17 protein-coding genes are annotated in these 13377 nt (G+C 39.9%); 1 reads left to right on the top strand and 16 read right to left on the bottom strand.

From position 1 onward, the window contains the following. Window positions 1-65: 65 nt before the first annotated feature. The 6 genes from CU635_RS01015 to CU635_RS00990 all read right to left on the bottom strand — a co-directional run bounded on the left by CU635_RS01015 (window position 66) and on the right by CU635_RS00990 (window position 5289). Complete coding sequence (locus CU635_RS01015) at window positions 66-257, bottom strand: hypothetical protein (RefSeq protein WP_101575316.1); 192 nt, start codon at window positions 255-257, stop codon at window positions 66-68. A 428-nt stretch (window positions 258-685) separates the two neighbouring features. Then, window positions 686-1393: an ABC transporter ATP-binding protein gene (locus CU635_RS01010; protein WP_101575315.1), complete on the bottom strand. Its 708-nt coding sequence runs from the start codon at window positions 1391-1393 to the stop codon at window positions 686-688. Then, a complete protein-coding gene (locus tag CU635_RS01005) occupies window positions 1393-2172 on the bottom strand; it encodes an ABC transporter ATP-binding protein (RefSeq protein WP_101575314.1) in 780 nt (259 codons plus the stop codon). The genes CU635_RS01010 and CU635_RS01005 overlap by 1 nt, the downstream gene beginning before the upstream one ends. Then, complete coding sequence (locus tag CU635_RS01000; RefSeq protein ID WP_101575313.1) at window positions 2147-3121, bottom strand: branched-chain amino acid ABC transporter permease; 975 nt, start codon at window positions 3119-3121, stop codon at window positions 2147-2149. Before CU635_RS01000 ends, CU635_RS01005 begins: the two co-directional genes overlap by 26 nt. 14 nt (window positions 3122-3135) lie before the next feature. Next, a complete protein-coding gene (locus CU635_RS00995) occupies window positions 3136-4014 on the bottom strand; it encodes a branched-chain amino acid ABC transporter permease (protein ID WP_101575312.1) in 879 nt (292 codons plus the stop codon). A gap of 96 nt (window positions 4015-4110) precedes the next feature. Next, the gene (locus tag CU635_RS00990; RefSeq protein WP_101575311.1) at window positions 4111-5289 is read right to left on the bottom strand and encodes an ABC transporter substrate-binding protein; all 1179 of its coding nucleotides are present in this window, start codon (window positions 5287-5289) and stop codon (window positions 4111-4113) included. 508 nt (window positions 5290-5797) lie between these two features. Between CU635_RS00990 and CU635_RS23160 the strand changes: the two genes are divergently transcribed. Further along, complete coding sequence (locus CU635_RS23160) at window positions 5798-5947, top strand: hypothetical protein (protein WP_180955485.1); 150 nt, start codon at window positions 5798-5800, stop codon at window positions 5945-5947. Window positions 5948-6206: 259 nt separating this feature from the next. Here the strand turns inward: CU635_RS23160 and CU635_RS00980 are convergent, their stop codons facing one another. The 10 genes from CU635_RS00980 to CU635_RS23155 form a co-directional block, all read right to left on the bottom strand. Continuing rightward, window positions 6207-6887, bottom strand: coding sequence for a DUF975 family protein (locus CU635_RS00980; RefSeq protein ID WP_308303480.1), 681 nt, complete (start codon window positions 6885-6887; stop codon window positions 6207-6209). Between the two features lie 86 nt (window positions 6888-6973). After that, complete coding sequence (locus tag CU635_RS00975) at window positions 6974-7702, bottom strand: MOSC domain-containing protein (protein ID WP_101575309.1); 729 nt, start codon at window positions 7700-7702, stop codon at window positions 6974-6976. Window positions 7703-8002: 300 nt separating this feature from the next. Next, window positions 8003-8242 (bottom strand): hypothetical protein, encoded by a 240-nt coding sequence (locus CU635_RS24275; protein ID WP_373270843.1) that lies wholly within the window; start codon window positions 8240-8242, stop codon window positions 8003-8005. Continuing rightward, the gene (locus tag CU635_RS00970; RefSeq protein WP_101575308.1) at window positions 8158-8481 is read right to left on the bottom strand and encodes a tetratricopeptide repeat protein; all 324 of its coding nucleotides are present in this window, start codon (window positions 8479-8481) and stop codon (window positions 8158-8160) included. The genes CU635_RS24275 and CU635_RS00970 overlap by 85 nt, the downstream gene beginning before the upstream one ends. A 596-nt stretch (window positions 8482-9077) precedes the next feature. Then, window positions 9078-9617 (bottom strand): SMI1/KNR4 family protein, encoded by a 540-nt coding sequence (locus CU635_RS00960; protein ID WP_101575306.1) that lies wholly within the window; start codon window positions 9615-9617, stop codon window positions 9078-9080. Between the two features lie 21 nt (window positions 9618-9638). Continuing rightward, complete coding sequence (locus CU635_RS23695; protein WP_245917258.1) at window positions 9639-9824, bottom strand: HNH endonuclease signature motif containing protein; 186 nt, start codon at window positions 9822-9824, stop codon at window positions 9639-9641. 229 nt (window positions 9825-10053) lie between these two features. Beyond that, on the bottom strand, window positions 10054-11289 hold the full coding sequence (locus CU635_RS00950) for an IS110 family RNA-guided transposase (protein ID WP_101575304.1): 1236 nt from the start codon (window positions 11287-11289) through the stop codon (window positions 10054-10056). A 148-nt stretch (window positions 11290-11437) separates the two neighbouring features. Further along, the gene (locus tag CU635_RS00945; RefSeq protein WP_101575303.1) at window positions 11438-12217 is read right to left on the bottom strand and encodes a recombinase family protein; all 780 of its coding nucleotides are present in this window, start codon (window positions 12215-12217) and stop codon (window positions 11438-11440) included. 415 nt (window positions 12218-12632) lie between these two features. Beyond that, window positions 12633-12887, bottom strand: coding sequence for a hypothetical protein (locus tag CU635_RS00940; protein WP_245917248.1), 255 nt, complete (start codon window positions 12885-12887; stop codon window positions 12633-12635). A gap of 4 nt (window positions 12888-12891) precedes the next feature. Further along, window positions 12892-13377, bottom strand: a 486-nt coding sequence (locus tag CU635_RS23155) for a hypothetical protein (protein WP_219620167.1), incomplete at its 5' end; no start/stop codon positions are given.

The following is a 13377-nucleotide window of genomic DNA, read 5'->3' as shown; positions in this document are numbered from 1 at the left end:
GTTTCAGTAAGGGCAAAGTTCTTTTAAAAAACGCCATTCCGTAGTGGAATGGCGTTTGATTTGGTTTATTTTATTAGAGAAACCCATTTTAGCAGTGGATTTTGTTTTTTATCGGTTATCTTTAATTCATCCATGATGATTTTCTCTTTATGGTTTGCTATCCATTTTTCCAGCTCATGTTTATCATGACAGTGGGTATAGTATGTTTCTCCACCTTTTCCTACAGCGTTAATAACAAACCTACAAGTATTCCCCATAAAGGCCACCTTTTTATGAATTGTATTTCTTCATAAAACATTATAACAGGGAAAAAAAGTTATGCCAGACTTTTTTTTAGACGTAGGATGACATTTCTGGAACGATGGAAATCTCGCCTATTACCGTTTCGCTTAATTAATGATGGTTTTCGCTTAATTCCTGATTTTATCGCTTAAATAACACGAAGTTTCGCTTAATTCCCTTGATTTTTCGCTTAATTAATTTCCTCTTATACCAACCAGGTATTTTAACAATATAATATTTTCATTATTTGTAATATGTTGGTAGAATACACCAATGCAAATCAAGGATTTTAAAAAAAAATCACCAAAGCTATCTTGGATTGTCTCTTTTAATCTCCTTTTTTCAAAAAAGAACTTCATTTAAAATAAAAACGGAGTTAATCCCAGGTAAATGTAGTTCAAACTTAATGCCCGCCCAAATACGCCATTTTAATTTGGTCGCTTGAGTTGAGTTCTTCCGCTGTTCCAGACAAAACTACCTTTCCTGTTTCGATGACATAGGCCCGATTGGCAATCGACAGTGCCATATGGGCATTTTGCTCAACAAGGAGGATGGTTGTTCCGTTCTGGTTTATTTCTTCAATGATTTTAAAAATGGTTTTCACTAGCAACGGAGCAAGCCCCATCGATGGTTCATCGAGCAAGAGAAGCTTCGGCTTGGCCATTAGAGCCCGGCCCATCGCAAGCATCTGCTGTTCCCCTCCCGAAAGCGTCCCGGCTTGCTGCTTTCTCCGTTCATACATGCGCGGGAACAAATCGTATACGCGCTCGAAATCCTTGCGAATCCCGTCTTTATCCTTACGAAGATAGGCTCCCAATTCAAGATTTTCTTCCACGGTCATGTTGGAGAAAACACGGCGGCCTTCCGGCACATGGGAAAGGCCTCTTTTGACAATCATCTGGGCCTGCTTGCCGGCAATCGATTGTCCTTCAAAGACGATGCTCCCTTGTTTTGGTTTTAACAAACCTGATATCGTTTTGAGCAAGGTGCTCTTTCCCGCTCCGTTGGCCCCGATCAACGTCACAATTTCCCCTGGTTCAATATTAAGGGAAACTTCTTTTAGCGCTTGGATATTTCCATAAAATACATTGATGTCGTTAATCTTGAGCATTATGAAACCTCCTCTCCCAAATACGCTTCGATCACCTTTGGATTATTGCGGATTTCTTCGGGAACACCTTCGGCAATTAATTGGCCGTGGTCAAGGACGTAAATTCGTTCACATACTCCCATGACAAGTTGCATATCATGCTCGATCAGCAAAACAGTCAGGCTGAATTTCTCACGAATAAAGGCAATCAAATTCATCAAATCTCTTGTTTCCTGGGGATTCATCCCTGCTGCCGGTTCATCCAATAGTAGCAGCTTCGGGTAAGCAGCCAGCGCCCGTGCAATTTCCAAACGGCGCTGCTGTCCATAAGGCAGGTTCTTTGCTTTCTCATCCTTAAAGCGCTCAAGGTTGAAAATTTTCAAGAAATCGATTGCTTTTTCTTCCATGTCCTTTTCTCCGGCGAAGTGCGAAGGCAGGCGCAACAAAGACGCCGCAACCGAATGCTTGGCGAGCGAATGGTACGCAACCTTTACGTTATCAAGAACCGACAGTTCACTGAATAAGCGGATGTTTTGGAAGGTCCTGCTTACTCCTTTTCTGGTGATTCTGTATGGTGGAAGGTGGTTCAGCTTGTCGCCGTTCATGACGATTTCGCCTTCTGTTGGCACATACACACCTGTCAACAAGTTAAAAAACGTTGTTTTCCCTGCTCCGTTCGGACCAATCAGCCCGACAAGTTCGCCGGTTCTTATTTCAATATTCACATTGGAAACAGCTTTCAAGCCGCCGAATTGGATTCCTGCGTTGTTCACCTTAAGCAACGGTGTTTTTGCTGTCATTTGTCGCACCCCCATCAACAGATCTCCGTTTTTTAAATAAGGATGTAATTTCTTTTGTTCCGAGGAGTCCTTGTGGACGGTACAGCATCATTACAATCAGAACAAGGCTGTAAATAATCATTCTTGTCTCCGAGTAGTCCTGCAGGAACGTCGAAATGATCGTCAGCAAAATCGCTGCAATCACCGCGCCTGACATACTGCCGAGGCCGCCGAGTACAACAAAGATTAAAATATCAAACGATTTTAGAAATCCAAAGTTTGACGGCTGGATGATATAGAAGTTGTGAGCGAAAAGCCCACCAGCGACCCCGGCAAAAAAAGCACCGAGGGCAAATGCAGTTACCTTATAGTAGGTTGTATTGATTCCCATCGCATCCGAGGCAATCTCATCTTCCCGAATCGATATGCAGGCTCGTCCATGGGTTGAGTTTGTAAAGTTCCTGATCACCAACAGCGTTATCAGCATCGCAAAAAATACCCATGGCCACGTCGTTAAAGGTGAAACACGCATTCCGCTCGCCCCGCCGACATAGTCAATGTTTAAAAGGAAGATCCGGACAATTTCACCAAACCCCAAAGTCGCAATCGCCAAATAGTCCCCCTTCAACCTTAGTGAAGGAATCCCAATGATCAGTCCTGCAACTGCTGCTGCCAACCCGCCAACGATTAGCGCCAAACCAAATGGCAATCCCAATTTCATCGTGATGATTGCGGAGGCATAGGCACCGACGGCAAGAAAGCCGGCATGTCCGATTGAAAACTGGCCGGTAATCCCGATGATCAAATGAAGGCTGACCGCGAGGATAATATTAATTGCAATTGAAAATAGCGTATTTTCATAATAAATATTCAAAAGTTCATTCATAAATAAGAACTGGATAATGCCAAATACAGCAATGGCCGCTGCCATTGAAAGCCAAAAGCCTTTTGTTTGTTTGAAAATTGCCATCATGCAGCCCTCCCCTAGACTTTTTCCCTTACATTTTTGCCGAGCAGGCCTGACGGACGGAAAATCAAGATCAGAATAAGCACAATAAATGCCACCCCGTCACGCAACAAGGAAAATCCCGAGGCGCTTACCAAAGCTTCAATGACCCCCAGCAAAAGGCCGCCGATCATCGCCCCGGGGATGATGCCGATTCCGCCTAAAACAGCAGCAACAAATGCCTTTAGGCCGGGGATGATTCCCATTAAAGGTTCAATTTTAATATAGTAGGTCCCGAAAATGACTCCCGCCGCTCCTGCAAGGGCAGAACCGATTGCAAACGTCGCGGAAATGGTCCGGTCGACGTTGATTCCCATTAATTTTGCGGCATCAGCATCATGGGAAACGGCTCTCATTGCTTTCCCAATTTTCGTTTTATGAACGATAAACTGCAGCACAATCATGAGAAAAACGGAGACACCGAGAATGAACAGCGATTGGCTGCTAACTGTAATTCCGGCGAATTCAAGATTTGTTGAAGGAAGAACGGAACCCGGATATGCTTCAGGCTGGGCACCGCGTATGTATATGACTCCGTATTCAATAAGCAGCGATACCCCGATAGCAGTGATCAACGCCGCAATTCTTGTAGCATTTCTGAGCGGCTTATAAGCAATCCGTTCAATCAATACTCCAAAAATAGCACAGACAGCCATCGATAACAGCATCGCCGGGAAAAAGCCAAGCTCCAGAATTGTAATCGAATAAAAGCCCACAAAGGAACCGACCATAAACACATCGCCATGGGCAAAATTAATCAGTTTTACAATCCCGTATACCATTGTATAACCGAGAGCGATCAATGCGTAAATACTGCCAAGTGATATGCCATTGATTAATTGTTGAATGATTTCCATAACCGCACTCCTGTCTAGAAAAAACTATAATCCCCCTACAAAACTTGAATAGGGGGACAAGGCCCCCCTATTCCGAACTCAGCTCCTGCTGATTTATTATGGGTTTACTTTTGTTTCAAACTGTTGTTCGCCGCCTACATACTTCAAGATTGCTGCCGATTTAATCGGATTATGATTTTCATCAAGATTCATCGTTCCGGAAACAAGCGCTAAATCCTTCGTTTCCTCAAGTGCTTTCTGGATTTTTTCAGGATCGGCACTTCCGGCGCGCTTAATCGCATCGGCAAGGAAATAACCAGTGTCATAGCCAAGTGCTGCGAACGCATCAGGCTTTTTATTTTTATATTTTGCCTGGAACGCTTTTACAAAGTCTTGAATCTTTGGATCTGGATCATTGGAAGAATAATGGTTTGTAATATACGTATTTTCAAGCGCTTCAGCACCGGCGATTTCTACTAGCGTCGGGGAATCCCAACCGTCGCCGCCCATGAATGGTACATCCAGTCCAAGTTCACGCGCCTGTTTGACAATGAGACCCACTTCTTCATAGTATCCAGGTACAAAGACAAATTCCGGATTCTTTGATTTGATTCTTGTTAAAGTGGCACGGAAGTCTGTATCCTTGGCGATATAAGCTTCCTCACCGACAATTTCTCCGCCATTCTTTTTAAAGGCGTCCTTAAAGGAATCAGCAAGCCCTTTGGCATAATCGCTTGCACTGTCAATCAAAATAGCTGCTGATTTAACACCTAAATCTTTCGTCGCAAAGTTAGCGGCCACGGTTCCTTGAAACGGGTCAATAAAACATGTTCTGAACACAAAATCATTTAATTTACCATCAGCACTTGTAATCGTCGGACTTGTTCCTGTCGGGGTTATCAACGGAATCTTGTTTTCCTGGACAATATCCACCTGGCCAAGCGTATTTGTACTTGTTGCTGCCCCGACAATGGCCGCAACTTTATCCTGGCTGACAAGCTTGATCGCTCCGTTTGTCGCTTCAGGAGCTTCGGACTTGTTGTCGACTGGCACCAATTCAAGTTCTTTGCCGTCAATTCCTTCTTTATTAATCTCCTCAATTGCAAGTTTAAGCCCTTCATTAATTGATTGGCCGTATGAAGCTACTCCCCCGGAAAGCTCAAGGTTGGCACCAATCTTAATCGTCTCTCCACCGCTTTCACCTGATGATTTCTCTCCGCCACCGCCACATCCGGCGATTACACCTGCCATTAATAATAAAGACATAAAAATTCCTGCTGTTTTTCTTTTTCTCATCTTTTTGCCCCCCTATTTTTACTCTTGTTCGGATTGATCAAATTGATTTTGAGTCTTATGAAGATAATCAATATTCTGAAAACATTGTACATGATTATTCCCTATTAGTCTATGACAAAAATACGAAATATAAGAGGGTTTTCTTTTAAAATTATCCATGTAAAGGTCGCGGTGCTATCAAAATCCCAGCCAACTTTTGTTGATTTGCTCTGTTAAAAGAAATTGTTGATTTTTGATATCTCAGCTTTGTGGCCTGTTATTATTTTTATCTTGTTTTCTGTCTAGAGTATGTGTTATCACGATCTATCATTTGTCACTGAAATTAAGTGATCCTTGTCGACTTTGGAACCATTAAGTTCAAACCCGAATGTAAAGCAACGGCTGTTTTTTATAGCCAGAAAAGGAACAGAGCATTTACGATCGAATACTTGACAGAGCCGATTTCTGTTCATTAAATTGGGGTAATCCAGGGAATCAAGTGAAAAGCAGAGGCATTGAGGCGAAAGAAATGAAGATTGGAAAAAAGAGTTTTATGAACCGTGGCGGGATTATTGATCACAACAGCAGATCCTATAAGCGGTCTTTGAAATTTTTCCAGTGGAATGCAGAACTGCGAGGGAGAATATCCGACTTTTATGAAGCAACAGCAGATTTATGAGCGAATTTCTGAGTTTATGAGCGGAACCCAGATTTATGAGGTTTTTCCGATTTTATGAGCGGAACGCCAGATTTATGAGAAGTTCTACTGATTTATGAGCGCAACGCCATATATCAGCCAAATTCCGAATATATGAGCGAATTCGGAACTAAGTGAAAATGAGTTGTGTATAAGCCCAGCCATAATTTGCAACGATCAGGAAACTAAAAAAGACCCAAAATACGAAGTTTACAAGCCTTCATACTTTGAGTCTTTGCTTTTATTCATTCACAAGAACAGTATCTTTCTTTGGCTGATCAATTAATTCATTATAAAATGTCGCGCACGCAGCTGAGATATAAGGGCTAATCCACAAAAAGCCGATCCCTAATGAAAGCACGGCAAGAATTCCCCATCCGATGAAGCTCAGGTGCATTAAGAAATATTTCCACTTGTAACCTTTCATTCGCCGTCTGCTCTCAGTGATCGCTTTAATAACGGTATACTCCGGGTGATCTTTCAGCAGGAAAAAGGTTTGCGAATAAGCGATAGCTTTTATAATGCCGGGAATAATCAATAATAAAGACCATAGAACGATAAAAATAAATACCAATATAGAAGCTCCGATTAGCTTAAGTGATGTTTTTCCGTCTTTATAGATCGCAAATACTTGAGCAATTTTCGCAGCTTCTGATCTTGATAGGTTGAGATAAAACCAGGTAGCTGCGATCGTGAGCGGAATTAACACTATCGAGATTACGATATTGGCGATATCCACAGCAACGGGGGTTTGTTCCTGCCACAACCAATTGTTAAAGCCACCGCTTAAGATGACTTCAACAATCGCTGAAACAACCGAATTCACCAAAAATAACAAAAAGGTAAGCAGAACGGCTAATCCCCATTTGCCCTGTAAAGATTTTAAAGCCAATTTCTTGATTTCAGAAATGGTCATATTCATGCGTTGATGTATCCTCCTTTTGTACTAGGAATATACTATCATCTACGTTTTTCGATACAGGGAATGTGAGGAAACAGATGTGTATGTTACATGTTATCGAGCAAGGAAATTTTATCCCCCACGTTAATTTCTCCTGTCTTCAATACTGAGGCATAGACGCCAAAATAATTATTTCTTTTTTGAACGACCGTTTTTAATAAAGTTAGATCAAGCGTGCCATGATCAGGATCCATCGCTATGATCGTGCATCGTTCACAGTGCCTCTTTATTTCCAGTTCCGCCTCCCCGATTAACATTCGCTTTCCAAACCAGCTATCCTCTGTAAAGGGAATTTTTTCAACGAGGGAGATCAGGATGTTCGGGCGAAAACGCCGGTTGTCGACTTTATCTCCCCATAATTCTTCAAGCTTTGCAAGAGATGCATCCGTTGTGAGTAATAGATGCTCTTCTTCAATTGCTCCGAGTGGAACATGCTCCGGTCGATACTGGATCGGCGCAATTGTTTTTTTGGATAACATCTCAAGCTCTTTATGCAATGCCGTATCTCCCCACTTATATGTATGGCCAAAAGGAGATTGAATTTTAATAGCTGGGAACTCTGTTAAACTTTCAGGTCCGGTAAATTCAGCATGAAACATGAGCATGGCCGGAAGCTGGGTCGCGGTTAGAAACTTGCCCGGTCTTGTTTCATCCAGAAAGGCATGGCTGCGATCCCCATAGAGACCGTATGATTGAATCGTAGTTTTTTCAACCTTCTCGCCCCGAAAGGATTTGACAGGATGGCGGATAATCTCCTTGATTTCTCCAATGACCATATTTACCCCTCCTTCCTCTACATTTAATTTTGAACCTGCAGCATAAAAACCATTTTACGGAAAGTGTATTCGGGCAAACAGTTTTTTAGTATACGAAAAATTCAAATGAAAGCAGGCCAAAGTCGGAAATAGGCCTGCTGGTTGTTATGTTGCTTTAATGCAACTGCGCATTGGAACCTTATTTCAGCAATTGTTTCATCTTTTTTGCCGTAAAACTATTCATCCGCAGCCAATCCAAGTCCGGATCTGAGCTGGCGAGATTTCTGAAGTAGTCATTTCCCATGTTTTTCACTGCAAATTTCAGATGCCCGAATGCTTCCAGGGCATCATAGCCAAGGACGGATAAGTACATGCCTTATTATAGTGGGCCATTAAAAATCCTTCTTCCATCTCTAACAGTTCGTCAATAACCGCAAGTGCTTTGGCTGTTTTTCCCTGGCGGTGGCAAAGAACACTTACTTGATTGTAGCCCAGTAGGAATTGAGGTTGCAGTTGAATGGAGATCCTTGCGAATTCCTCTGCTTTTTCAAATTGCTCCAGCTTCTCATAGACCCGGCTGCTTTCATAATAAACTCATAATCCTTTGAATCTGCTTTAAGCGCTTTTTCGAGATGGAATTCAGCCTTATGAAGAAGGTTCAGATCGTTATACAGCTTGCCTAAAAAATAATGGGCAATGGCATTTCCAGGCTGTTCGTCCAGGCAGTCCTGCAACAGCTTTTCAGCTTTCTGAAGCTCATCGCCCTTGTCTGGAAATTCTTCCTCAATATGTTTATTCACAAGGAGCTGTGCATAATAACTGCGCCATATCGAAACTCCATTTTTTCGCGAGAAAACGGGCGGCCTCGGCCATTGATTTTTCCATTTGTCCCTGGGAGCTGTAATATTCATATAACCAAATAAGCGTCTTATCGTTATTCGTGTCGAGGGAATAACTGCCTTTATATAGTTCGATCATTTTTCTTTCAAACATTTTTATTTGTTTCATATGTTTTAGCTTATTTAACCAGGAAGAGTTTTTCAGCTCCAACAAATGTTGTGCCAAGTTAGTAAATGGACACACTTTCATAATACCCTTTGTTTATCGCCATGAGCTTGTACGATCTCATTAGTTTATTGCCTATGCCATGTCATAATACCCCTGCCATGTAAAAGTCATCTCGCCCCTTTCTCGTTCTTGTTCATTTCTCCATGTATTCAAACGATACTCCATGATGGTACAACCTTCATGAGTTATGAATTTCATAAGTAACATTACTCACTTTGACCCAATTATTTATCCCTATATTTTCATATGCAAAATTAGATAAAAATCTAAAAATAAGAAGAACGGCTATCCCGAAAGATAACCGTTTTATTAATTAATAATTCTTACTCTATTTATCTGAGTTGTTTTCTAACTCTTTTAAAAAATCTGGGTCAACCCATACTTTTTTCACTTTGTATCCTTCTTCTTTTGATTCCTGTATGTCATCTCTCTCAATAGAATTTAAAAATTCATTAAATGTTTCTGCAATAAAATACAAATCATTAATAGTTATTTTTCCTTCATCGTATTTAAGTTCTTCTTCATGATCCGAAAAGTAAACATATCCATATCTATCTTCTGATAGATTTAAACATACCAAATTCCCGCCTGCATCTCTTCCAATTGGAATACAAGTATTAGGTATTCTATTTTTATATGTTTCAAATTGGCTTATTAAATCATCGTCAGACCCTAATCCACACATAGATGTCAAAATAAACTTTTGCTCTCCATTTTTAAAATAACTACTAATGCTATTTTTTACATAGCCACCATTATGGTGTCGCAAAAATTCAATGTAATCATTTGGTAACTCATAACCAATTTTTTTAGAAAATGCGATTAATTCATTTTCATTAAATCCTTCATTTGAAACTATGTTAATCATAAAACACCTCCGCTATTTCTGCTAAGGTCTTAGACCTTTATTAATTAATGAAGCACCACCAGTGTGCCTTACTGCTCCATGAATCTCACTTGGAACCAACATCATTGTTTTTCCATCTTCTACATGATGCCATGTATATCCTGCTGGAGTATTTTTGAGACCTAATACCTCATTAGCTTTTTTAAAATCATAATAATGGTCGCCGATTAATCCCTCTATTTCTAATTTAGCTTTTGAATAAGGACTGAAACCAGGAAAGCCATCTTTCGAAAACTTGACACCTTCAGGATACTTTTTGCCTAGATCACCACTTAGTTTATAGACTTCTCCTGCATATTTTTTATTTATTATTCTAACCCCATCTAAAGCATTACCCGTACCCCTATGTTGTAATCTTAAAAGCTAAAAATAAAAAAGTCAGCCATTTATAACCTTATTAAACTACTTCTTTCTCTTTCATTTTTGGTAATTCATAGGCTGTTTTGTGTTTCATCATGCCAAATATAATATTAACAAGCCTTCTCATTATGCAAACCAATGCTTGCCCCTTAGTTTTGCCTTCTTTAAGCTTTCGTTGGTAATAGGCATGGAACACTGGATTCCTTGGAACTTTACTTCCTTTTGCTACTTGCACTTGCTGGACTGCTAGGTTGTAAAATAAAGCGTGCAGCGCCCGATTTCCCTGTTTGCTTTTTTGTTCCTTACCTTTCCCACCAGAACCAAAATAAACAGGCGCAATCCCCGCAAATCGTGCCAATTTGTTGGCATCTGGAAAGCGTCTTACATCACCTATCTCTGCAATTAAAGCGGACGCTGTCACAAGGTCAATTCCTGGCATAGAGTCTAGTTGAAAGTCTAGTAAGCTCATTAACTCTTTTAATTCTCTTTCCACCTTGCCTATTTCCTGCTTTCCAAATAAAATGTGGCGCACAATGCTTTCTACTAAAAAGTTTCGTGTTTCTTGATGTTCTTTTGTTGTATTCCCATCCTCTTTCACTAGCTTCAATATTTCATTCGCTTTTTTTACTGAACATGTATTGTTGCTTACTTCTAATAAAAAGGTGGTCAACTGTTTAACACTCACACCTTCTAAACAAGACGGTGAAGGATAACGTTCCCAAAAAGCCAATGCTGTTTTTCCATCTACCTCTGAAAAAAACTTTTTGTAGCTTGGATAATGATGACTCAATTGAATGTGCAGTTGGTTCTTTAAAGCACCTTGGGCCTTTACTAATGCATTTCTTCTAGTAACTAATTGTTGTATTGACCAAAATAAATCATGTGGTTTAGCGTCTGGCAATTGGTCAAGTTTATTTACCAATATGCGTGCCACACATTCTGCATCCCAACTGTCACTTTTTTGTGTGGTCATATGGCTTTTTCGTTCAGCGTATGAAAGAGCTGGGTTTACTTCTTTGACAACCTGACCATGATCGGTTAAAAACTGTGCTAACGATCTGCCATAGCCACCTACATCTTCTAAACCAAATACAGGTGTCAATCCTTCTTCCATCAGTTTATCAATATTCAGTAAAAACGTGGAGAAGGCGGCAGGTCTATTTTCAAACTTTATTTCACCTAGTTTCTCTTGCCAACAATTAATAATAACCGCCACATGGTGCTGTTTATGTAAGTCCACTCCGACATAAAAGTATTTCTGTTTTTCGTGCATTTTCTCTTCCCCCTATTTAAATAAATGAAAATGCCGGCAACCTTAGTTCGAGCGTTCACCATCCGGTGCGCATTGGTACGAAAGCCTATCCATTTTCAACCTTACAGAAGAACTTATAAGAAAATGAGTCCCTTTTTTAAGTAACCTTTTAAATTATTGCTTCATGTTTCCCATTTGCTTGTATTTGTCCGTATGTATAAATCCCTTGATAAAAGCTCTGTCGGTCTAAAATGCGTTTCACTTGTACTTTGGTAAATGCTTTACCTTGTGTTGTTTGATAACCCTCCTCATTTAGAGCTTCTGCCAACCTAGACAGTGACCATTTTTTATATTTTTGTTTAAGTTGAAATAATCTTTTTACTACTTCTGCATGCCCGTTATGTATTTTTAGTTCTTTTTTTTCACCCTTTTGTTTGGTATAGCCAAAGGTAGCCCTTCCTCCTGCATAACCACCTTCTTTCGCTTTTTTATTTCTTCCTTTCGTTAGTTTCAGTGCTATTTCAAGCCGTTGGTATTGGTCTAATAACTCCATTAAGCCGTTGACTAAAAAATCATTTGGGTCTTTCTTATGGATACTGTAAAAGGGTTGTTCAATGCTTTTAATATCACAGCCATATTTCTTCAGCTCTCGTTGTATCAGTACTTTCACAATATCTGACCGCCATAATCGGCTTGTGTTCAGCACCACCGCATAATCTATTTGGACAGACGAAAGGTGAGCCAACATCTCCTGTAAGCCCACCCTGTCAATTTCTAATGCTTCTTCATTCAGTTTTGCGCCACTAATTCCTTCATCTCTAAAAATATGTATCAAGTTCAAGCCTTGTTCTTCACAATATGCTTTGATTTCATCTTCTTGATACTTCAAGCTGTATCCATCTCTTGCTTGCCCTTGAGTTGAAACTCGTATATACCCGACAACGTTCAATTTTTCACCCTCCCGTTACGAAAATTAAAATTTATGTAACGCTTTTTAAACGAATAGCGAGTATTATACGACCGTCTCTTTAAAAATTACAACCCTATTTTTATTTGCCCTAGGCTATACTAGGAACCGTTTTACGCATTCTATTGTTTATCGCCACGAGCTTTGTCATTCTCGTTAATTTATTAGCTATTCCATGTAAAACTACCCCCGCCATGTAAAATGTCATCTCGCCTAATTATCGTACTTGTCACTCTATCCTAGCATTAAAAGCAAACTCCATGATGGTACTACCTTCATGAGCTCTCGATTCTTAAACAAATCATTTTCATATTGTCCCACTCAAATATTTTGCTGATTTAATCTAAACTAAAGTAAAAAACCTTGAAAGGCATTTAGCCAATCAAGGTCCGTTTTACTATTCTTTGAAACTTTGTATCCATTCCATAATGTCCTCAAAAGTATGCAAATAACTTGTAGGGGAATCTTTTAAATCAATGCCGGAAACAACATCCAAGTACTTCCATACTAACAGTTTTCGCTCACTTAATCCCTGTTCATCCATGAACTTTCGGGTCCAATATTCTGCCCAATTTGAAACTTCTTCTCTAGTTAATGACCCATTTAATACTAAGTTTAGTCGCTTAATAATTTCCTCAACTGTTGGTTCCAAAATATCACCACTTTTTAGTTAGATTTCCACTTTCATCAAACATATAATGTTTCTTAACGGCTCCAAGTTGTGGCCTCACTTGTCTAATTTTACCTGAACCATCTAAAGTTTCAAGCCAAGTCCTAACATTTCCTGTTCTTGGATTTAATTCTTGGACTGTCCTTCGTCCAATCATTTCACCAGGTTTCGTCGCTGGTTGTATTTCACCATAATAACGAATTCTACCATCTTGTAATTCCTTTCGGGCTTGAGATCCGTATCTTTCTGTGTATTTTAAATCCTTTTTTAAGAGTTCGTAGTTAAATATATTCTTTGCATCGTTACCCGTACCCTTAATTGAATTAATAAAATTTATAACTTTTTTATTTGAAGAACTGGCAAAAGAACGAATGCATTTATAAGCCGCAGGAACTTTTGTTACAAATAAAGTGTCATAGGCCATTCTGCCTAACACTCTTAATTTACTCATAGGTGGACTATACGGACTTTC

The organism is Bacillus canaveralius (assembly GCF_002860125.1).
GTDB lineage: Bacteria > Bacillota > Bacilli > Bacillales > Cytobacillaceae > Bacillus_BJ > Bacillus_BJ canaveralius.
This window is presented reverse-complemented; position numbering and strand designations above follow the sequence as displayed.

Bases quoted from the DNA above. Each gene is read 5' to 3' on its own strand.
- CU635_RS01015 (WP_101575316.1), bottom strand. From the start codon at position 257: ATGGGGAATACTTGTAGGTTTGTTATTAACGCTGTAGGAAAAGGTGGA.
- CU635_RS01010 (WP_101575315.1), bottom strand. From the start codon at position 1,393: ATGCTCAAGATTAACGACATCAATGTATTTTATGGAAATATCCAAGCG.
- CU635_RS01005 (WP_101575314.1), bottom strand. From the start codon at position 2,172: ATGACAGCAAAAACACCGTTGCTTAAGGTGAACAACGCAGGAATCCAA.
- CU635_RS01000 (WP_101575313.1), bottom strand. From the start codon at position 3,121: ATGGCAATTTTCAAACAAACAAAAGGCTTTTGGCTTTCAATGGCAGCG.
- CU635_RS00995 (WP_101575312.1), bottom strand. From the start codon at position 4,014: ATGGAAATCATTCAACAATTAATCAATGGCATATCACTTGGCAGTATT.
- CU635_RS00990 (WP_101575311.1), bottom strand. From the start codon at position 5,289: ATGAGAAAAAGAAAAACAGCAGGAATTTTTATGTCTTTATTATTAATG.
- CU635_RS23160 (WP_180955485.1), top strand. From the start codon at position 5,798: ATGAAGATTGGAAAAAAGAGTTTTATGAACCGTGGCGGGATTATTGAT.
- CU635_RS00980 (WP_308303480.1), bottom strand. From the start codon at position 6,887: ATGAATATGACCATTTCTGAAATCAAGAAATTGGCTTTAAAATCTTTA.
- CU635_RS00975 (WP_101575309.1), bottom strand. From the start codon at position 7,702: ATGGTCATTGGAGAAATCAAGGAGATTATCCGCCATCCTGTCAAATCC.
- CU635_RS00960 (WP_101575306.1), bottom strand. From the start codon at position 9,617: ATGATTAACATAGTTTCAAATGAAGGATTTAATGAAAATGAATTAATC.
- CU635_RS00950 (WP_101575304.1), bottom strand. From the start codon at position 11,289: ATGCACGAAAAACAGAAATACTTTTATGTCGGAGTGGACTTACATAAA.